The organism is Pseudomonas viridiflava, assembly GCF_003702045.1.
Lineage (GTDB): Bacteria > Pseudomonadota > Gammaproteobacteria > Pseudomonadales > Pseudomonadaceae > Aquipseudomonas > Aquipseudomonas viridiflava_C.
On sequence record NZ_RBTP01000062.1, the window covers coordinates 47,774 to 67,791 of the forward strand.

16 protein-coding genes and 2 tRNA genes are annotated in these 20,018 nt (G+C 58.0%); 12 read left to right on the forward strand and 6 right to left on the reverse strand.

Annotation, left to right across the window (positions count from 1 at the left end; genetic code table 11):
* The first annotated feature begins 59 nt into the window (after nt 1-59).
* The 12 genes from tpiA to ALP40_RS18325 all read left to right on the forward strand — a co-directional run bounded on the left by tpiA (nt 60) and on the right by ALP40_RS18325 (nt 11,043).
* Complete coding sequence (tpiA, locus tag ALP40_RS18265; RefSeq protein ID WP_122209602.1) at nt 60-815, forward strand: triose-phosphate isomerase; 756 nt, start codon at nt 60-62, stop codon at nt 813-815.
* Nucleotides 816-819: 4 nt separating this feature from the next.
* On the forward strand, nt 820-1,200 hold the full coding sequence (secG, locus tag ALP40_RS18270; protein ID WP_004879981.1) for a preprotein translocase subunit SecG: 381 nt from the start codon (nt 820-822) through the stop codon (nt 1,198-1,200).
* A 45-nt stretch (nt 1,201-1,245) separates the two neighbouring features.
* Nucleotides 1,246-1,331: transfer RNA gene (locus ALP40_RS18275), tRNA-Leu, on the forward strand.
* Nucleotides 1,332-1,426: 95 nt separating this feature from the next.
* A tRNA-Met gene (locus ALP40_RS18280) sits at nt 1,427-1,503 on the forward strand.
* 130 nt (nt 1,504-1,633) lie between these two features.
* Entirely contained in the window at nt 1,634-2,092 is a 459-nt protein-coding gene (gene rimP / locus ALP40_RS18285; RefSeq protein WP_004879978.1) for a ribosome maturation factor RimP, read from the forward strand.
* 59 nt (nt 2,093-2,151) lie between these two features.
* A complete protein-coding gene (gene nusA / locus ALP40_RS18290; RefSeq protein ID WP_122209603.1) occupies nt 2,152-3,633 on the forward strand; it encodes a transcription termination factor NusA in 1,482 nt (493 codons plus the stop codon).
* 27 nt (nt 3,634-3,660) lie between these two features.
* The gene (gene infB / locus ALP40_RS18295; RefSeq protein WP_122209604.1) at nt 3,661-6,195 is read left to right on the forward strand and encodes a translation initiation factor IF-2; all 2,535 of its coding nucleotides are present in this window, start codon (nt 3,661-3,663) and stop codon (nt 6,193-6,195) included.
* 159 nt (nt 6,196-6,354) lie between these two features.
* Entirely contained in the window at nt 6,355-6,771 is a 417-nt protein-coding gene (gene rbfA / locus ALP40_RS18300; protein ID WP_122209605.1) for a 30S ribosome-binding factor RbfA, read from the forward strand.
* A gap of 3 nt (nt 6,772-6,774) precedes the next feature.
* Entirely contained in the window at nt 6,775-7,692 is a 918-nt protein-coding gene (gene truB / locus ALP40_RS18305; RefSeq protein ID WP_122209606.1) for a tRNA pseudouridine(55) synthase TruB, read from the forward strand.
* 159 nt (nt 7,693-7,851) lie between these two features.
* Nucleotides 7,852-8,121: a 30S ribosomal protein S15 gene (gene rpsO / locus ALP40_RS18310; RefSeq protein ID WP_002555121.1), complete on the forward strand. Its 270-nt coding sequence runs from the start codon at nt 7,852-7,854 to the stop codon at nt 8,119-8,121.
* Nucleotides 8,122-8,296: 175 nt separating this feature from the next.
* A complete protein-coding gene (gene pnp, locus ALP40_RS18320) occupies nt 8,297-10,402 on the forward strand; it encodes a polyribonucleotide nucleotidyltransferase (RefSeq protein ID WP_004879969.1) in 2,106 nt (701 codons plus the stop codon).
* A 287-nt stretch (nt 10,403-10,689) separates the two neighbouring features.
* Nucleotides 10,690-11,043: a BON domain-containing protein gene (locus ALP40_RS18325; RefSeq protein WP_122209608.1), complete on the forward strand. Its 354-nt coding sequence runs from the start codon at nt 10,690-10,692 to the stop codon at nt 11,041-11,043.
* 154 nt (nt 11,044-11,197) lie between these two features.
* On the opposite strand, the gene ALP40_RS18330 is transcribed toward ALP40_RS18325, so the two are convergent.
* The 6 genes from ALP40_RS18330 to acs all read right to left on the reverse strand — a co-directional run bounded on the left by ALP40_RS18330 (nt 11,198) and on the right by acs (nt 20,011).
* Nucleotides 11,198-11,479 (reverse strand): DUF2845 domain-containing protein, encoded by a 282-nt coding sequence (locus ALP40_RS18330; protein WP_122209639.1) that lies wholly within the window; start codon nt 11,477-11,479, stop codon nt 11,198-11,200.
* 50 nt (nt 11,480-11,529) lie between these two features.
* Entirely contained in the window at nt 11,530-14,502 is a 2,973-nt protein-coding gene (locus tag ALP40_RS18335) for a DUF748 domain-containing protein (RefSeq protein ID WP_183136065.1), read from the reverse strand.
* A gap of 109 nt (nt 14,503-14,611) precedes the next feature.
* The gene (locus tag ALP40_RS18340) at nt 14,612-15,628 is read right to left on the reverse strand and encodes a class I SAM-dependent rRNA methyltransferase (protein ID WP_122209610.1); all 1,017 of its coding nucleotides are present in this window, start codon (nt 15,626-15,628) and stop codon (nt 14,612-14,614) included.
* Between the two features lie 219 nt (nt 15,629-15,847).
* Nucleotides 15,848-17,026, reverse strand: coding sequence for an acetyl-CoA C-acetyltransferase (locus ALP40_RS18345; protein ID WP_122209611.1), 1,179 nt, complete (start codon nt 17,024-17,026; stop codon nt 15,848-15,850).
* Between the two features lie 128 nt (nt 17,027-17,154).
* Nucleotides 17,155-18,021 (reverse strand): oxygenase MpaB family protein, encoded by an 867-nt coding sequence (locus ALP40_RS18350; RefSeq protein WP_122209612.1) that lies wholly within the window; start codon nt 18,019-18,021, stop codon nt 17,155-17,157.
* Nucleotides 18,022-18,073: 52 nt separating this feature from the next.
* Entirely contained in the window at nt 18,074-20,011 is a 1,938-nt protein-coding gene (gene acs, locus ALP40_RS18355) for an acetate--CoA ligase (RefSeq protein WP_122209613.1), read from the reverse strand.
* Nucleotides 20,012-20,018 lie beyond the last annotated feature (7 nt).

A 20,018-nucleotide genomic window follows, 5' to 3' on the forward strand; every position in this document is an offset into this window, starting at 1 on the left:
TTGCCAGTGTCTTAAGTGTTGGGTAACATCTGCGCCCACTTTGACCCACGAGGTGTAGCATGCGTCGCCCAATGGTAGCTGGTAACTGGAAAATGCACGGTACCCGCGCCAGCGTCGCTGAGCTGATCGCCGGGCTTGGTAAGCAGGCGATGCCGGGTAACGTTGATGTTGCCGTGATGCCTTCGAGTCTGTTCATCGGGCAGGTGATCGATGGCCTTTCGGCCACTTCGATCAAGGTTGGCGCGCAGGATGCAGCAATACAGGCTGCGCAAGGTGCGCTGACAGGCGAAATCGCATCAAGCCAGTTGGCTGATGTCGGGTGCACACTGGTTCTGGTAGGTCACTCCGAGCGTCGCCAGTTGATTGGCGAGCAGAATGATGTGCTGAACCGCAAGTTTGCAGCTATTCAGGCAAGTGGTCTGACACCGGTGCTCTGCATTGGTGAAACCCTGGAAGAGCGTCAGGCAGGTCGGACGCTTGAAGTGGTGGGTCGTCAGCTTGACAGTGTCATTACCGAGTTCGGTGTCGATGCGTTCGTCAATGCAGTCATCGCTTATGAGCCGGTCTGGGCCATTGGCACCGGATTGACCGCTTCGCCTCAGGAAGCGCAGGAAGTGCACGCAGCCATTCGTGCGCAACTGGCAGAAAAGAATGCCGAAGTCGCACAAGGCGTGCGACTTCTTTATGGCGGCAGCGTTAAGTCGACCAATGCGGTCGAGTTATTCAGTATGCCGGATATCGATGGGGGGCTCATTGGTGGTGCCTCCCTGAATGCAGATGAGTTCGGTGCGATCTGTCGCGCCGCGGGAAACTGAAAAAATGCTGGAAACAGTCGTAGTCGTTTTTCATCTGTTGGGTGCCCTGGGCGTTGTTGCTCTGGTATTGCTGCAGCAGGGTAAAGGTGCGGACGCAGGTGCGTCTTTCGGAGCAGGTGCGTCAAATACTGTCTTCGGAGGACAAGGAACCTCTACCTTTCTCAGTAAGTTTACTGCTATACTTGCCGCATGTTTTTTCATAACCAGCTTGGGGTTAGGTTACTTTGCTAAAGAGAAAGCTCAACAGCTGACTCAGGTAGGGTTGCCAGATCCAGCGGTATTGGAAGTGAAGCAAAAGCCGGCGGCAGATGATGTCCCGGTGCTCGAAGGGCAAAAGCCAGCTGTTGTTCCAGCTGACGTACCTCAGGCTCCAGAGCAGAAATAAAAGAATTCGGCGATGTTTTTTGAGGTCGCCAAAAAGAGTTGTAATGCCGAGGTGGTGGAATTGGTAGACACGCAACCTTGAGGTGGTTGTGCCCATAGGGTGTAGGGGTTCGAGTCCCCTTCTCGGTACCAATTAACAGGAGAGCCCGCATTAGCGGGCTTTCTTGTAGGTGGATGTTCGATTGACCCATAGATGGATCAGTCGTATACTTCCGCCCCAGCTTTGTCGCGGGGTGGAGCAGCTTGGTAGCTCGTCGGGCTCATAACCCGAAGGTCGTTGGTTCAAATCCAGCCCCCGCAACCAGTTTTAGCGGAGCCCCTTTTCAGGGGCTTTTTGTTAGCTGGACAGTACATGACGTCGATGTTCAGCGGCGTTCTCATGGATGGGCTTTTGCCCATTTTTTTATTTTTAAAGCATGCACGAGGGGGTTCAGGTGTCGAGCAAGCTAGAACAGTTGCAGGCCTTGTTGGCCCCGGTGGTCGAGGCTCTTGGCTATCAATGCTGGGGAATAGAGTTTCTTTCCCAGGGCCGACATTCACTGCTGCGCATTTATATCGACAAGGAAGGTGGTGTTCTGGTGGAGGACTGCGAAATCGTCAGCCGCCAGATCAGTGGTGTATTGGACGTAGAAGATCCAATCGCCGCCGAATACACGCTTGAGGTGTCTTCTCCCGGCATGGACCGCCCACTGTTCACTCTTGAACAGTTTGCTCTGCACGCTGGGGAACAAGTGAAAATAAAGCTGCGCTCGCCCTTCGATGGCCGACGCAACTTTCAAGGCCTTCTCCGCGGGGTAGAGGAGCAGGATGTCGTGGTGCATGTAGAAGACCATGAATATCTGTTGCCGATCGACTTGATCGACAAGGCCAACATTATTCCCACGTTTGACTGAGACGTGCCAGATACTGCGGATCCCGCGGATCCAATGGCTTGCGAAAGGCGAGGCGTACGATGAGCAAAGAAGTACTGCTGGTTGTTGAGTCGGTGTCCAATGAAAAGGGCGTTCCGGCAGGTGTAATTTTCGAAGCGCTGGAGCTGGCTCTTGCCACTGCTACCAAGAAACGTTTTGAAGATGAAGTTGAACTGCGTGTGGAAATCAACCGTCACACGGGTAACTACGAGACTTTCCGTCGCTGGACAGTGGTCGAAGACGAAGATCTGGACGATCCAGCTTACGAGTTGGCGGTTGACCAGGCACAGGCCAAGAAGCCGGGTGCTGTGGCTGGCGATCTGATCGAAGAGAAAATCGACTCCATCGAGTTCGGCCGTATTGCCGCGCAGACCGCCAAGCAAGTCATTGTGCAGAAGGTTCGTGAGGCTGAGCGTGCTCAGGTTGTCGACGCCTACCGCGAGCGTCTGGGCGAAATCATTTCCGGCACGGTCAAAAAGGTTACACGTGACAATGTCATCGTTGACCTTGGCAACAATGCCGAAGCACTGCTGGCTCGCGAAGACATCATTTCCCGGGAGACTTTCCGGGTCGGTGTTCGCGTTCGGGCACTGCTCAAGGAAATCCGCACCGAAAACCGTGGCCCCCAGCTGATTCTGTCGCGTACTGCGCCAGAGATGCTGATCGAGCTTTTCCGTATCGAAGTACCGGAAATTGCCGAAGGTCTGATTGAGGTGATGGCTGCCTCCCGTGACCCGGGTTCGCGTGCAAAAATCGCTGTTCGCTCCAAGGACAAACGAATCGACCCGCAAGGCGCCTGTATCGGCATGCGTGGTTCGCGAGTTCAAGCCGTTTCCGGCGAGCTGGGTGGCGAGCGTGTGGATATCGTGCTTTGGGACGATAACCCGGCACAGTTCGTGATCAACGCAATGTCCCCTGCTGAAGTGGCGGCAATCATCGTAGATGAAGACGCGCATGCAATGGATATCGCGGTTGGCGCGGACAACCTGGCCCAGGCGATTGGTCGTGGCGGTCAGAACGTGCGTCTGGCAAGCCAATTGACTGGCTGGACCCTGAACGTAATGACCGAATCGGACATCCAGGCCAAGCAGCAAGCTGAAACCGGTGACATCCTGCGCAATTTCGTCGAAGAGCTGGAAGTCGATGAAGAGCTGGCGCAGGTTCTGGTTGATGAAGGCTTCACCAGCCTGGAAGAGATTGCCTACGTACCGTTGGAAGAAATGCTCAACATCGACGGCTTTGACGAAGACATCGTCAACGAGCTTCGCGCTCGTGCCAAGGATCGTTTGTTGACTAAAGCCATCGCTACTGAGGAAAAGCTGGCAGACGCCCATCCGGCCGAAGACCTGCTCTCGCTTGAGGGTATGGACAAGGATTTGGCGATGGAACTGGCGGTGCGCGGCGTAGTTACCCGCGAAGACCTGGCCGAGCAGTCTATAGATGACCTGCTCGACATCGACGGCATTGACGATGATCGTGCCGGCAAGTTGATCATGGCCGCCCGAGCCCATTGGTTCGAGTAAGTAGGCGCGGCCTGAGGAGAGAAGTGCATGACGCAAGTCACGGTGAAAGAACTGGCCAAAGTGGTCGACACACCGGTAGAGCGCCTGTTACAGCAGATGCGTGAGGCAGGTCTGCCGCACACCGCCGCCGAGCAAGTTGTGACCGATAACGAAAAACAAGCTTTGTTGACGCATTTGAAAAGCGGTCACAAGGCCAAGGTGGAAGAACCGCGCAAGATCACTTTGCAGCGCAAGACCACCAGCACACTGCGCGTTGCTGGCAGCAAGAGCATCAGCGTTGAAGTGCGCAAGAAGAAAGTCTTCGTACAGCGCAGCCCGGAAGAAATCGAAGCCGAGCGCAAGCGTGAGATGGACGAACGCCGTGCAGTAGAAAATGCTGCTCGTCAAAAGGCTGAAGAAGAAGCCAAGCGTCGCACCGAGGAAGCGCCTGCTCAGCCTGCTGCTGCACAAAGTGCAGAGCAAGCCGCACCTGCGCCTGCTCAGCCTGTTGCTGCTGCAGAACCTGCACGCGAAGCGTCGGCTGCTCCGGCTCCGGCGCATCCTAACGCAGCGCCGACCGCTGAAGTCCGCAAGCGTGATGATCAACGTCGTCCGGACAAGCCGCGCGCCGATGATCGCAATGCACGCAGTGGTGATGGCGAGCGTAAGAACGCGCCTCATCGCGCTTCGGTCAAAGAGAAGGCTCCGGCTCCACGCGTTGCCCCTCGTACCACCGATGAAGAGAGCGATGGTTTCCGCCGCGGCGGTCGTGGCAAGTCCAAGCTGAAGAAGCGCAACGCGCACGGTTTCCAGAGCCCTACGGGTCCTGTGGTTCGTGATGTTGCCATCGGCGAGACCATCACTGTCGGCGAACTGTCCGCTCAGATGTCGGTCAAGGCTGCCGAAGTCATCAAGTTCATGTTCAAGATGGGTACTCCGGTCACCATCAACCAGGTACTGGATCAGGAAACTGCCCAGTTGATCGCCGAAGAGCTGGGCCACAAGGTCACGCTGGTCAGCGACAATGCGCTGGAAGATTCCCTGGCTGAATCGTTGAAGTTCGAAGGTGAGACGTTCTCCCGTGCGCCGGTCGTGACCGTAATGGGCCACGTTGACCACGGTAAGACTTCCCTGCTCGACTACATTCGTCGTGCCAAGGTGGCTGCTGGCGAAGCCGGCGGTATCACTCAGCACATTGGTGCTTACCACGTTGAAACCGAGCGCGGCATGGTGACATTCCTCGACACCCCGGGTCACGCTGCGTTTACCGCAATGCGCGCTCGTGGTGCCAAGGCGACGGACATCGTGATCCTGGTGGTTGCGGCGGACGACGGCGTAATGCCACAGACCATCGAAGCGGTTCAGCATGCTGTTGCTGCTGGCGTGCCTCTGGTGGTTGCAGTGAACAAGATCGACAAGCCGGGCGCAGATCTCGATCGCATCCGTAGCGAGTTGTCGGTTCACGGCGTGACGTCTGAAGAGTGGGGCGGTGATACGCCGTTCGTACCGGTTTCCGCGAAAATGGGTACCGGCGTCGACGAGCTGCTCGAAGCGGTCCTGCTGCAAGCTGAAGTCCTGGAACTGAAAGCTACTCCGTCGGCTCCTGGTCGTGGTGTGGTCGTCGAGTCCCGTCTGGACAAGGGCCGTGGCCCGGTCGCGACGGTTCTGGTTCAGGACGGCACGCTGCGTCAGGGCGACATGGTTCTGGTGGGTTCGAATTTCGGTCGTATTCGCGCCATGCTCGACGAGAACGGCAAGCCGGTCAAAGAAGCAGGTCCTTCGATTCCGGTCGAAATACTGGGTCTTGATGGCACGCCGGATGCTGGCGACGAGATGTCTGTACTGGCTGACGAGAAGAAAGCCCGTGAAGTCGCTCTGTTCCGCCAAGGCAAGTTCCGCGAAGTCAAACTGGCTCGCGCTCATGCCGGCAAGCTCGAAAACATCTTCGAGAACATGGGGCAGGAAGAGAAGAAGACGCTTAACATCGTCCTCAAATCCGACGTTCGTGGTTCTCTGGAAGCATTGCAGGGCGCCCTTGGCGGCCTGGGTAACGATGAAGTGCAAGTGCGCGTAGTCGGCGGCGGTGTCGGTGGTATCACCGAGAGCGACGCCAACCTGGCACTGGCCTCCAACGCTGTACTGTTCGGCTTCAACGTGCGTGCCGATGCTGGCGCTCGCAAGATCGTCGAGCAGGAAGGTCTGGATATGCGTTACTACAACGTGATCTACGACATCATCGAAGACGTCAAGAAGGCCCTCACCGGCATGCTTGGCAGCGACGTCCGGGAAAACATCCTGGGTATCGCCGAAGTCCGCGATGTGTTCCGTTCGCCGAAATTCGGCGCGATCGCAGGGTGTATGGTTCTGGAAGGCAACGTGCACCGTAACCGTCCGATCCGTGTACTGCGTGACGACATCGTTATCTTTGAAGGCGAGCTGGAATCCCTGCGCCGCTTCAAGGACGACGCTGCCGAAGTGCGTGCCGGCATGGAGTGCGGTATCGGCGTCAAGAGCTACAACGACGTCAAGGTCGGTGACAAGATCGAAGTCTTCGAGAAGGTCCAAGTGGCTCGCAGCCTCTAAATCGCGAGCTTCAGGAGTCATGGTGAAACATCGCATGCAAATGCCGCTGTCTTCATCATGGACTCTCAACGCAACGCCCGGTCTGGCATTTGTCAGGCCGGGCGTTTGCCGCTTTCAGACTGTCAGGGTTTGGTCCCGGATCAGTAACAGGTAACAAACATGGCAAAAGAATATAGCCGCACCCAACGTATTGGCGATCAGATGCAGCGCGAGCTGGCGCAGCTGATCCGTCGTGAAATCAAGGACCCTCGTGTGGGTCTGGTCACCATCACCGCCGTAGACGTCAGTCGCGACGTGGGTCATGCAAAGATCTTCATGACCGTGATGGGGCAGGACAGCGCTGAAGAAATCGCGCAAAGCATCAAGGTGCTCAACGCTGCCGCAGGTTTCCTGCGCATGCAGTTGGCTCGTGAGATGAAACTTCGCAGCGTGCCGCAATTGCATTTCCACTACGACGAAAGCGTCGTGCGTGGCGCCCACCTCTCGGCATTGATCGAGCGGGCCGTGGCAGAAGACGGACAGCACCAGGAAGGTTCTGCGTCACAAGGCGTCAAGCCTGAAAGTACCGAGGAGTAAAGGGTGGCTCAGGTCAAGCGTATACGCCGCAACGTCAGCGGGATCATCCTGCTCGACAAGCCGCTGGGTTTTACGTCCAACGCAGCCTTGCAAAAGGTTCGCTGGTTGCTCAATGCAGAGAAGGCAGGCCACACCGGCAGTCTCGATCCGCTGGCAACCGGCGTATTGCCCTTGTGCTTCGGTGAGGCCACCAAGTTCTCGCAATACCTGCTCGACTCGGACAAGTCCTACGAAACCCTGATGCAACTCGGCAAGACCACCACCACGGCCGACTCCGAAGGCGATGTTTTGCTGACGCGTCCCGTGACCGTTGGTCGTGACGATATCGAGGCCGCATTGCCCGCTTTTCGTGGACAAATCAGCCAGATACCGCCGATGTACTCCGCCCTCAAGCGTGACGGACAGCCTTTGTACAAGCTGGCACGTGCAGGGGAAGTAGTGGAGCGCGAGCCTCGTTCTGTTACTATTGCGCGCTTGGAATTACTCGCCTGCGAAGGCGACACGGCGCGTCTGTCGGTCGATTGCAGCAAGGGCACCTATATCCGGACCTTGGTCGAGGATATTGGTGAACAGCTCGGTTGTGGTGCCTACGTCGCAGAATTGCGTCGTACCCAGGCCGGCCCTTTCAGTCTGGCTCAGACAGTCACGCTGGAAGAGCTTGAACAGGTGCATGCCGATGGCGGAAACGAGGCGGTTGATCGCTTCCTGATGCCATCGGACAGCGGACTGCTGGACTGGCCGCTGCTGAAATTTTCGGAACACAGTTCGTTCTACTGGCTGCATGGTCAGCCAGTGAGAGCACCGGACGCACCGAAGTTTGGCATGGTGCGGGTGCAGGATCATGAGGGTCGCTTCATCGGTATTGGTGAAGTCAGCGAAGACGGGCGTATTGCGCCGCGTCGATTGATTCGGTCAGAGTGACCGGAACCAGTCCATCGGCAGGCTTGCCTGCAGGTGGGGTGGAACGAGGATGGCTGTCAACAGGCACGGTCAAGCCTCATTTTTTAATACGAGGATCTGTCCTCGGCCTGTTGGAAACGTTTCTTCGGAAACGCTTCCTTGAATAAAAGGATTGCCCACATGGCACTCAGCGTTGAAGAAAAAGCTCAGATCGTAACCGACTACCAGCAAGCTGTTGGTGATACTGGTTCGCCAGAAGTGCAAGTTGCACTGCTGACCGCCAACATCAACAAACTGCAAGGCCACTTCAAGGCCAACGGTAAGGACCACCACTCGCGTCGTGGTCTGATCCGTATGGTAAACCAGCGTCGCAAGCTGCTGGATTACCTGAAAGGTAAGGACGTTAGCCGTTACAGCGCCCTGATCGGTCGTCTGGGTCTGCGTCGCTAATAACGACGTTGCTAGAGGTTGGCTGTCTGTCACGAGTCATCGGGTTTTCCCGGGGGCTCTGGCAGGCTCCCAGCCTCAAGTTTTATCTGGACCGTGGAAGGGGCCGATTCCCCGCGCTGCCCAAGAATTCGCAAGAAACCAGTTCCCCAAGAGCCACAAAGAAAGGTAGGAAACCGTGAACCCGGTAATCAAGAAGTTTCAGTTCGGTCAATCGACCGTAACCCTCGAGACAGGCCGTATCGCCCGTCAGGCCTCCGGCGCAGTATTGGTCACCGTTGACGACGACGTCAGCGTGTTGGTGACTGTGGTCGGCGCCAAGCAAGCCGACGCCAGCAAAGGCTTCTTCCCCCTGTCTGTGCACTATCAGGAAAAGACCTACGCTGCCGGCAAAATTCCTGGCGGTTTCTTCAAGCGTGAAGGCCGTCCTTCCGAGAAAGAAACCCTCACCTCGCGTCTGATCGATCGCCCGATCCGCCCCCTGTTTCCTGAAGGCTTCATGAACGAAGTGCAGGTTGTCTGCACCGTCGTTTCCACCAGCAAGAAGACCGATCCGGACATCGCTGCGATGATCGGTACCTCGGCTGCCCTGGCCATCTCCGGTATTCCGTTCGACGGTCCGGTCGGCGCTGCGCGCGTTGCTTTCCATGAAAGCACCGGTTACCTGCTGAACCCGACTTACGAGCAGCTTCAGGCGTCCAGCCTGGACATGGTCGTGGCCGGTACTTCCGAAGCCGTTCTGATGGTTGAATCGGAAGCCAAAGAACTGACCGAAGATCAGATGCTGGGCGCCGTGCTGTTCGCACACGACGAGTTCCAGGTCGTGATCAACGCCGTCAAGGAACTGGCCGCCGAAGCCGCCAAGCCAACCTGGACCTGGCAGCCAAAGCCTGAAGCGACTGCTCTGCTGGGCGCTATCCGTGCCGAATTCGGCGAGGCGATTTCCCAGGCTTACACCATCACCATCAAGGCCGACCGTTATGCGCGTCTGGGCGAGTTGCGTGAGCAGATCGTTGCGAAACTGGCTGTTGAAGAGGGCAGCCCGTCTGCCAGCGAAGTCAAAGCCGCATTCGGTGAAATCGAATACCGCACCGTTCGCGAAAACATCGTCAACGGCAAGCCGCGTATCGATGGTCGTGACACCCGCACCGTTCGCCCGCTGAACATCGAAGTCGGCGTTCTGCCGAAGACTCACGGCTCGGCACTGTTCACTCGTGGCGAAACCCAGGCACTGGTCGTTGCCACGCTGGGTACCGCACGTGACGCGCAGTTGCTCGATACCCTTGAAGGCGAGAAGAAAGACCCCTTCATGCTGCACTACAACTTCCCTCCGTTCTCGGTGGGCGAGTGTGGTCGTATGGGTGGCGCGGGTCGTCGCGAAATCGGTCACGGCCGTCTGGCGCGTCGCAGCGTACAAGCCATGCTGCCGGGCGCTGACGTGTTCCCGTACACCATTCGTGTTGTGTCGGAAATCACCGAGTCCAACGGTTCCAGCTCGATGGCTTCGGTCTGCGGTGCCTCTCTGGCGCTGATGGACGCCGGTGTGCCTATGAAGGCGCCGGTTGCCGGCATCGCGATGGGCCTGGTCAAGGAAGGCGAAAAGTTCGCTGTCCTGACCGACATCCTGGGTGACGAAGACCACCTTGGCGACATGGACTTCAAGGTAGCCGGTACCGCCAAAGGTGTTACCGCGCTGCAGATGGACATCAAGATCAAGGGCATCACCGAAGAGATCATGGAGATCGCGCTGGGCCAGGCATTGGAAGCTCGCCTGAACATCCTGGGTCAGATGAACCAGATCATCGGTCAGTCGCGTACTGAATTGTCGGCCAACGCTCCGACCATGATCGCCATGAAGATCGACACCGATAAGATCCGTGACGTCATCGGTAAAGGCGGCGCGACCATCCGTGCAATCTGTGAAGAGACCAAAGCTTCGATCGATATCGAAGACGATGGCTCGATCAAGATCTTCGGTGAATCCAAGGAAGCGGCCGAGGCGGCTCGTCAGCGCGTTCTGGGCATCACTGCAGAAGCGGAGATCGGCAAGATCTACGTCGGCAAGGTTGAACGCATCGTCGATTTCGGCGCATTCGTGAACATCCTGCCGGGCAAGGATGGTCTGGTTCACATCTCGATGCTGAGTGATGCTCGCGTCGAGAAAGTGACCGACATTCTGAAAGAAGGTCAGGAAGTCGAAGTGCTGGTACTGGACGTGGACAACCGTGGCCGTATCAAACTGTCGATCAAGGACGTAGCGGCTGCGAAAGCATCCGGCGTCTGATTGATCTTACGGCAGCATGAAAAGGACCCTTCGGGGTCCTTTTTTTATGTGCGCAATTAAAGGGTTATCGCCCGGCGCCTCATGTTGCATGGTTCAAACATGCATCTTGCATGTGTAAACGAGCCCAAGCGGGCAAACTGCACGATTTCGAAAAATCAGCAAAATACTAACATGTTGATTTTATTGGCTTTTATGCGCGTGCGGAGGTTGGCACACCGATTGCGATATACCTGTTAACCCTGCTGCCACACGCTGGCGCAGATTTTGAGAAAAACAGGAGTTATCGTATGAAGAAGTTCGTTATCGCTGCTGCTACCGCTACTACCCTGACTCTGACAATGGCTGGCGCTGCTTTCGCACAGACCGCCGTTCAATCTCCAATGGTGCTGGCAGCTAACACCACTACCCAGGAAGTCAAAGAAGACACTTCTGATACCTGGATCACCACCAAAGTCAAAGCTGACCTGCTGACTGAAAAAGGCATTCCAGGTTCGGACATCAAGGTTGAGACCAACAAAGGCGTGGTTTCCCTGTCGTCGACCGTTGCTGTGACTGAAAGCCAGAAGAAAATGGCGGTTGATATCACCAAGAAAATCAAAGGCGTGAAAGACGTTTCCGCTGCTGGCCTGAAAGCTGAGTAATCAGATTCTGCCCATGAGCATCCCTGTCATCTGACCGATGGAAAGTTCATGCGAGGCTACAAGGATGTAGCCATTACAGGCCCCGGCTTTCGAGTCGGGGCCTGTTCTATTGTGGGCGGGGAAAAGTGTGGGGGCTGTAATCAATCCTCGCTTTTCAGTTGCCGCGCTTGCTGTTGATCTCCGTCAGACGGCCGCCTACGAAGCGCAGGTACTGATACATGCCGTGGCTGGGTCCGTAGACCCATTCTTCGACGATCACCTCTTCGGACTGACGATAGTAATTGACCACTTCTCGGCTGCTCACCACTTGCTGGCTGACAGGCTCGCCGCACTTCTGCTGAACCTCAAAGGTTCTGTCCCCGGTACTGACCAGTTGGCTGCCACAGCGCAAGGTCGAAGCGGCCTGAGCGTCGAGCGCCACGGATACGGTGGTCATGACCAACGCCAGGTAAAGGCCGCGTTTGAACGAAAAGTGAGGCAAAGGCGTTACTCGCTATCCAGATGCAATGGGCTAATGACGCGTCCGTCTGGCTGAGCCTGACCCAGACGGGCATCGACGAAATAGACACGCTCATCCTCAAGCTTGCCTTTGTCGACCAGATAATCCTTGATGCTGCTGGCCCGATTCTGCCCCAGCTCGCGCAGCAATACTTCATTGCCGCTCCAGAACTTCAGCATGGCTGCACGCAGTTGGTTGGCACGTTCCTCTTTGCCCAGATTCGCCCATTCAGCCGGTGGCTGTTGCTTCAGGCGTGCCCGGTAGATGCCTTCGAGCATCGGCGGTTTTTCGCTATCCGGCACCTGCAACAGCGCGGCTTTGGCAGGCACCTTGTCGCCCCGACGCTGCAGGATCTTGTAGTAAGTGGCCTGATATTCCCGTTCAAGCCTTTGTTGGGCGATCAACGGACCATCACTGCTGGCTGCGCTGGTGCCCTCGATCTCAAGCTTCAAGGTCGGGCGCTCCTTGAGCGCAGCTGAGAGCTTGTCCAGGGCCTTTTGTGTGTCGTTGCTCAGCTCACTGGAACCGGGTGCGAAGCTCACGTTGCCGAGGTCCTCAGAGCCTCCTCCAGACACCAGGCTGCCCAGCATCTTGAACGGCGCCTGGGCGGCGCGCAGGACCAGATTGCGCAGGGTTTGCCAGACGATGGGCATGACGCTGAACTGCGGGTTGTTCAGATCGCCCTCAATCGGAAGCTCAATGGAAATCCGACCCTGAGTGTCCTTGAGCAGCGCTACCGCCAGACGGATGGGCAGGTCGACCGCATCCGGGCTGTCCACTTTCTCGCCCAGTTGCAATTGCTCCACCAGCACTTTGTTCTGCGCTTTGAGTTGGCCATTGGTGATCAGGTAGTGCAGGTCTAGGTTGAGTCGCCCTTTGCGAATCCTGAAGCCGGCGAACTTGCCCGAGTAAGGCGTCAGCGTGGTCAGCTCAACGCGTTTGAAGCTGGTGGCGATATCGAGGCTGGCCATTGGATTGAAGGGGTTGAGGCTACCTTTGATCGTGACTGGCGCGTAGCGGTCAACCTTGCCTTCGATATTCACCGGGGCGGGTTTGGACTGGCGGTTATCAATGGTGCCAATACGCCCGTTGAGCTGTTGCACCGCCGTCGAGAAGTTCGGGGTCAGCGTCATGTCGGCAAAGTTGGCTGAGCCATCCTTGATGTTCACTTCGCCGACATAGATACCCGGCGGCTTCTCTTGACTGGCTTTGGGCGCATTCTTGGCGGATGCCTTCGTCGCCGGTTTTCCATCGTCAGGCTGCGGTATCAACAGGTCATCGATGTTGGTCGTCCGGTCGTCGTTGATCATGAAGCGGGCGTAAGGCTGCTGCATGTTGACCTTGGCAATCGACAGCGCTACGCCGTGCTCATAGTCCAGACCTTCCAGGTCCAGCTTTTCCCATTTGAGAAAATCGCGTTGTTTCAGGGTATCGAGCGTGTGCAACTGATTGACCTGAGCCTTGCCGGTCACGCTGAACGCCAGTGGCTCGGTGCTTTTGAGGTTGACGGCCAGATCGCTGCCCAGCATGCCGCTGCGCATTTCAAGCTTGATGAACGGGCTGATGTAGGACTGGGCGAGTCGTAGATCGATGTCGCGCGTCGCCACGTTCAATCGGGCCGTTACGGGATTGAGATTGACCTCGCCAGCGGCGGTCAGGTTGCCCTGCTTACCCATACCGGTGTCGAGCTTGAGCGTGAAGGGCGACGTATTGAGGCTGTCGAAATTCTGAATTTCCAAATTCAGCGGGCCTACATCGAGCATGACCGGCTCGGCGGGCACTCGGTCTGCCAAATGGACTTGGTAATTGCGCAACTGCACATCGCGCAGGACGACCTGCCAGGGTTTTCCAGGTTTTGCGGACTCATGGGTTGTCTTGGCCGAGGCTTCTGTGACCGGAGCCGGTTCAGCGGCTTTCTCGTCGACAGGAGGCTTTTGCGGTGCTGCGGGTTTGGCGGGCTTGCTGGCAAACAGTTTTTGCCAGTCCAACTGACCGTCCGACTCACGCGCTGCCCAGGTTTCCAGCCCCTGACTGCGGATCTTGCCCACATTGACGTGCTGCCTGGCCAGGTCGACCGACGTCTCGCTCACGTCCAGACGCTTTAAGCGTACCAGCGGGCGACCATCAGGTGCGTTGAGTCCGAATGGCGCAACGCTTGCCGACAGGTTGGTCAGTTGCAGTTCGGTTTCCTTGGCCAGGTCGAGTCTGTAGGCGGTACTGAAATTCAGCACGCCGTCCTGAATCGCAAGCGGCAGCGCATCACGCACGTAAGGCCACCAGAGTTTCATTTGGCCGTCGGTGACTTTCAGGGTGCCTTCGGAAGTGATCGGCACCAGACTGATACGCCCGACCCAGTCGATCTGTCCGCCGTCGGGACCTGCGGCCACGAGGGTCATGTCCGCGTTGTCTTCGGGCAAGGTGCTGAGGTTTTTGAGCTCGAAGTTCAGTTTGTCGTACAGGAATTCGATGGGTTCGCTGGGGCGCAGGTCGCGGAAGTGCAGGTAGCCGTCAGCCAGCTTGATCTCGTCGATACGCAGCGGGAAAGGCTTGCTCGGTGGCTCGTCCTTCGCTGGCTCACTGGCAGGAAACGTGAACAGTTGCGCCAGGTTCAACTTGCCTTGTTTGTCGAACAGCAGCTCTGTCTTCGGCTCCAGCAGTTCAATGCGCTGCAGGTGTAAAGCCCGTGTCCACAGGCTGTCGATCTGAAGGTTGGCGTAGAGCTTCTCGAATGCGATCTCTTCCTTGCCAGGCGTGCCGATGTTCAGGCCCCAAACGGTCAGCTCCAGCGTGTAGGGATTGAACTCCAGCCGCTCTATCTTTGCAGGAGCGGTCGAGTAAATGGCCAGTTGCTGGTTTGCGATGCGCAGCGCAACGCCGGGAAGGATGAAGAACCCCAGCAAGCTATAGAGCGCGAACACAGTCAGCAGGGAGCCAAGTGTGATTTTCAATCCTCTGGACATGGGCAACGGCGTCTCGCTCTTTCGGAGGTCCTTGGAGTATGACATGCCTGTTCGGTTCCCAAGGCCACGTCAATCGTGCTTGTAGGAAGTTTCCGGTATTGCGGACGGCCTAAAACTGCAGGATCAGGGTTTTCAACGGCGGCTGGTTATCTTGCGACGGAAAGTCTTCGGCAGGCCGCATCACCTGCCACTCGCGTACCGGCCGACCCGCCTTGGTGGCGCAGCGCAGCACCTGTTCGCGCCAGTCTTCCATACTGACCTTCGCCAGGTTGTTGCAGCAGATCAACACGCCATCGTCGGACGTGCTCAGCAGGGCAGGCTTGAGCAGGCTTTGATAATCACGCAGCAGGTCGACCGTGCCGAACGCACTCTTCGCCCAGGCGGGCGGGTCCAGAAGCACCAGATCGTATTGGCGTTGCTCCAGCTTGATGTATTCAGGAAGCTTCTGGCTACGGCGAGCCGATACCGGCAAGCCCGCCAGTTGGCGGATCGCCGGAAAATAGTCCGACTGGATGAAGTGCATGGTCGGCAGTTGTGGATTCAGCGCGCCGTTCTCACGGCCTACTGCCAGATTACCCTCGGCAAAATCCAGATTGCACACTTCGCTTGCGCCGCCAGCCGCTGCGCTGAGGCCGACGCCACAGGTATAGGCGAACAGATTCAGAACGCTCTTGCCTGCGCTGTGCCGTTTGACCCAGCCGCGTGTGTTGCGCAGATCGAGAAACAGCAAAGGGTCCTGGCCTGCGTGGCGTCCACGAACCCGGTAGTTCAAGCCCCACTCGTGGCCGATCAGATCCTGAAGCGCGGCATCCTCGGCTTTGTAAACGGCGTCCTGACGATCGATGCGCGAATTGCCTTGCGAGCGGTCGTTGTAGACCAGCAGGGTTTCCAGACTCAAATGGCGATTGACCTGTGCATGCAGCTCAAGCAGCGAGACCCGGTCCAGCCCGGTATGAAAGCTCTGTACCAGCAATTGCGGACCGTAGCGGTCGATGGTCAAGCCGCTGGCACCTTCCTGACTGCCATGAAACAGGCGGTAGCAGTCGGTGCCTTGTTCATGCAGTTCGGCCAGCAGGCGCTGGCGAGTATCGAGGGCGACGCTGAGCGCCTGATTCAAGGAAGACATACAACGCGCCTCGGGCTGGATTAAGGCGCGGGAGTTTATCAGTTACTGACCCGCTGGATGTATCGCTTGAAATGCCGCCTTTGCAACTCAGTTGCATCCCACGGCTTAGCATTCCCACGTAGGAGTGGACTTGTCCACGAACGCTGTATTGCAGGCGCCGGAAATCTTCCGCCTGGACAGATGCCTTCGTGAGCAAGCTCACTCCCACGTTTCAGCCGGTTAGCGCGCCAACGCCAACGCCACGCCCTGACCGCCGCCGATGCACAGGGTCGCCAAGCCTTTTTTGGCGTCGCGCTTGATCATTTCGTGAAGAAGGGTCACCAATACGCGGCAACCTGATGCACCGATGGGGTGGCCGATGGCGATAGCGCCGCCGTTGACGTTGAGCTTGGCAGGATCCAGTCCCAGCTCCTTGCCAATCGACAGTGATTGAGCGGCGAAGGCTTCGTTGGCTTCGATCAGGTCCAGTTGCTCCAGCGTCCAGCCTGCCTTGTCCAGGCAGCGACGAGTGGCGCTGACCGGGCCGATGCCCATGATGGCCGGGTCTACGCCTGCGTTGGCGTAACCTGCGATTCGGGCAAGTACCGGCAGACCCAATTGCTCAGCCTTGGCAGCGCTCATCAGCATCACCGCCGCAGCGCCGTCATTGAGCGAGGACGCGTTACCGGCCGTGACCGTACCGTCCTTTTTAAACGCGGGCTTGAGCTTGGACAGCGCTTCGGCCGTGGTGCCTGCACGCGGTTGTTCATCGGTGGCGAAGGACAGCGGATCGCCTTTGCGTTGCGGGATCAGGATCGGGGTGATTTCCTCGACAAATCGTCCGGCCTCGATGGCAGCAATCGCTTTCTGCTGCGATGAGGCAGCAAAGGCATCCTGAGCCTCACGGCTGATCTCATACTTTTCGGCCAGATTTTCCGCAGTGATGCCCATGTGATAGTCGTTGAAGGCATCCCACAGGCCGTCGCTGATCATGGTATCGATCATCGTGGCGTGGCCCATGCGCAAACCGGTTCGTGCGCCGGGCAGCACGTAGTTGGCCAGGCTCATGTTTTCCTGGCCGCCCGCGATGATGATCTCGGCGTCGCCGCACCGGATCGCCTGGGTCGCCAGATGCAGCGCCTTCAGGCCCGAGCCACAGACCTTGTTCAGGGTCATGGCTGGCACGGCGAAGGGCAGCCCAGCCTTGATGGCGGCCTGGCGTGCCGGATTCTGCCCGGCACCGGCTGTCAAAACCTGGCCCATGATGACTTCATCGACCTGCGCGCCGTCGATGCCCGTTTGGGTCAGGAGTTGGCGGATGACCGCAGCCCCCAGATCAACAGCCGGCACGGTAGCCAGAGAGCCCTGGAAACTGCCCACTGCGGTGCGGGTGGCGGCAACGATAACAACGTCCTGCATGGTGCTGATCCTCATTGTTTTTGGAAGGCGAGCCCGATGACAGGGCTGGCTGTGATCACGTCGCTCATGGTGTCACAGATGGGGATTGATCTTCCAACTGCGAACCCGTCGGTCATATTTTGCCTCGATCACAGCCCCATTCGTCGCCTCGCTCGGTGCGAGGAGCTGTCGCGCACGGCCCAGCGCAGGATCGGTGCGCAGGTGTTGACCCCCAGACGGATCATCTTGCGCTTCAACGGTCCCTGCGACACATCGAGCATGTCGCAGGCCCAGTTCGGCAGCAGCTCAATCCCGGCCTGCATCATCAACACGCCAAATGGCTTGACCAGCGGATTTGGCGCCGGGGCTTCGAGCAACACGCGCAGCACCTCACGGCTTCGCGCATCGCACACCAGTTGCCCACGAATATTTGTCAGGTAATCGTCGATGGCTTTGCGCGAATGCGGCACGTCACGTGCGCCGAGCCGTTGAGCGACCAATGCGGTTTCAGCGTAGTAGGTGTCCTGATCGGCCGCTGACAGGTGTGGATTGAGGTAGCGGAGGTGGGCGGCCATGAAACTGCTGACTTCGGCGACATGCACCCACGTCAGCAAGTCCGGGTCGCTGGCTGCGTAGGGCCTGCCATCCGGCGCGGTACCAGTGATGTTCAAGTGGATGGTCCGAACCTTCTCGATCAGCCAGTCGGCGTCACGGGTCGAGCCGAACGTGGTGCCGGACAGAAATTGCCCGGTGCGTCGCAGCCGTCCCAGCATGTCGTCGCGAAAGTTGGAGTGATCCCAGATGCCCGCCAAAGCCAGCGGGTGTAGGGCCTGCAGCATCAAGGCGCTGATGCCGCCGACCATCATGCTGATGAAGTCGCCGTGTACGGCCCAGCAGACGGCCTTAGGGCCAAACAGACCCGGATCTCCTTTGGGGTTTTCCAGGTCCAGTTGGCCGAGCGAGAGGCCGGTCAGGCTGATGACTTGCGTTTCGATACGACTGCGAATGAATTCCATGTTCCCTCATGCTTACTACAGCGAACGCGGCGCTGGCCATGCCTTGGCAGCTTCAACGATTCAAGCGTCTGTCGATCAGATCGTCCACCACGCCTGGGTCTGCCAGTGTGGACGTATCGCCCAGGCTGTCCAGCTCGTTGCAGGCGATCTTGCGCAGAATGCGGCGCATGATCTTGCCTGAGCGGGTTTTCGGCAAGGCTGACGCCCACTGAATATGATCCGGTTTGGCGAAGCTGCCAATGTCCTTGCTGACGTGGGTGAGCAGCTCTTTTTTCAAATCGTCGTTGGGTTCGATCCCGTTGATCGGCGTAACGAAAGCATAGATGCCCATGCCTTTGACGTCGTGCGGATAGCCCACCACGGCCGCTTCGGCAATGTTGTCGTGCAGCACCAGCGCGCTTTCGACTTCGGCAGTACCGATGCGATGCCCCGACACATTGATGACATCATCGACACGTCCGGTAATCCAGTAATCGCCTTCCTGGTCACGCCGTGCACCATCGCCGGTGAAGTAATAGCCGGGGAAGGGTTTGAAGTAGGTGTCGATCATGCGCTGCGGGTCACCGTACACGCTGCGGATCTGCCCAGGCCAACTGGCTTTTATCGCCAGCAGACCGCTGCCGGGGCCGTCGATTTCCTTACCCTCTGCGTCGAGCAACACAGGATGCACGCCAAACAGGGGCGCAGTGGCACAACCGGGCTTGACCCGGCCGGCACCGATGAGCGGCGTCAGCATGATTCCTCCGGTTTCGGTTTGCCACCAGGTGTCGACGATGGGGCAGCGCTCCTTGCCGACCTGATGGAAATACCATTCCCAGGCTTCCGGGTTGATCGGTTCGCCCACGCTGCCCAGCAATCGCAGGCTTTCGCGGGACGACCCTTGCAGCGGACCTGCACCTTCACGCATCAGGGCGCGTAAGGCGGTCGGCGCCGTATAGAAGATGTTGACCTGATGTTTGTCGATGACCTGCCAGAAACGTGACGAGTCCGGGTAGTTGGGTACGCCTTCAAACATCAGGGTCGTGGCACCATTGGCCAACGGTCCGTAAACAATGTAGCTGTGCCCGGTGACCCAGCCGACATCTGCCGTACACCAGAAGATTTCGCCGTCCCGGTAGTCGAATACGTACTTGTGGGTCATGGCCGCCTGGAGCAGGTAGCCGCCCGTGGTGTGCAGGACGCCCTTGGGTTTACCGGTGCTGCCTGAGGTATAGAGAATGAACAGCGGGTCCTCGGCGTCCATCGGTTCTGGCGCGCAGTCATCACCCACCCCGTGGATTGCTTCGTGATACCAGAGGTCGCGGTTTTTGACCCATTCGATCTCACCTTGGGTGCGCTCTACCACCAACACCGTGCTAACGTTCGGGCAGCTTTGCAGCGCTTTGTCGACGTTGGCTTTGAGTGGGATGTACTTACCGCCACGAACGCCTTCGTCAGCCGTGATGACGGTACGGCAGTCAGCATCCAGAATCCGGTCGCGCAACGCGTCCGGAGAGAAGCCGCCGAATACGACCGAGTGCACCGCTCCGATCCGGGCGCAGGCCAGCATGGCGTAGGCGGCTTCCGGAATCATCGGCATGTAGATGCACACCCGATCACCCTTTTTCACGCCGCGTCTCCTCAACACGTTGGCCAGACGGGCCACGTGGTGGTGGAGTTTCTCGTAGGTGATTTCTGCCGATTCGGACGGGTTGTCGCCTTCCCAGATAATGGCTATCTGATCGGCGCGGTCTTTCAGGTGACGGTCAATGCAGTTGTGGCTGACGTTGAGCTTGCCGTCTTTGAACCATGTGGCCTTTCCTGTCGCAAGATCAGCCTGCTGGACCTGGCTCCAGGGCGCAGACCATTCCAGAAACAGGTTGGCGTGCTCCGCCCAGAACTCGTCGGGGTGATCGATCGATTGGCGGTAGAGGCGTCGGTAGTCGGCTTCACTGAGTTGCGCAGCCTTGCATACGGCGAGGGCGTTGGGGAAAGCGCTGATATCGAACATGACGGCT

Excerpts from the sequence above, each read along its gene's own strand:
- tpiA (WP_122209602.1), top strand. The coding sequence starts at position 60 with ATGCGTCGCCCAATGGTAGCTGGTAACTGGAAAATGCACGGTACCCGC.
- ALP40_RS18345 (WP_122209611.1), bottom strand. The coding sequence starts at position 17,026 with ATGCAGGACGTTGTTATCGTTGCCGCCACCCGCACCGCAGTGGGCAGT.
- ALP40_RS18350 (WP_122209612.1), bottom strand. The coding sequence starts at position 18,021 with ATGGAATTCATTCGCAGTCGTATCGAAACGCAAGTCATCAGCCTGACC.
- rbfA (WP_122209605.1), top strand. The coding sequence starts at position 6,355 with ATGGCAAAAGAATATAGCCGCACCCAACGTATTGGCGATCAGATGCAG.
- acs (WP_122209613.1), bottom strand. The coding sequence starts at position 20,011 with ATGTTCGATATCAGCGCTTTCCCCAACGCCCTCGCCGTATGCAAGGCT.
- ALP40_RS18335 (WP_183136065.1), bottom strand. The coding sequence starts at position 14,502 with ATGTCCAGAGGATTGAAAATCACACTTGGCTCCCTGCTGACTGTGTTC.
- secG (WP_004879981.1), top strand. The coding sequence starts at position 820 with ATGCTGGAAACAGTCGTAGTCGTTTTTCATCTGTTGGGTGCCCTGGGC.
- ALP40_RS18325 (WP_122209608.1), top strand. The coding sequence starts at position 10,690 with ATGAAGAAGTTCGTTATCGCTGCTGCTACCGCTACTACCCTGACTCTG.
- ALP40_RS18340 (WP_122209610.1), bottom strand. The coding sequence starts at position 15,628 with ATGTCTTCCTTGAATCAGGCGCTCAGCGTCGCCCTCGATACTCGCCAG.
- rpsO (WP_002555121.1), top strand. The coding sequence starts at position 7,852 with ATGGCACTCAGCGTTGAAGAAAAAGCTCAGATCGTAACCGACTACCAG.
- nusA (WP_122209603.1), top strand. The coding sequence starts at position 2,152 with ATGAGCAAAGAAGTACTGCTGGTTGTTGAGTCGGTGTCCAATGAAAAG.
- infB (WP_122209604.1), top strand. The coding sequence starts at position 3,661 with ATGACGCAAGTCACGGTGAAAGAACTGGCCAAAGTGGTCGACACACCG.
- ALP40_RS18330 (WP_122209639.1), bottom strand. The coding sequence starts at position 11,479 with ATGACCACCGTATCCGTGGCGCTCGACGCTCAGGCCGCTTCGACCTTG.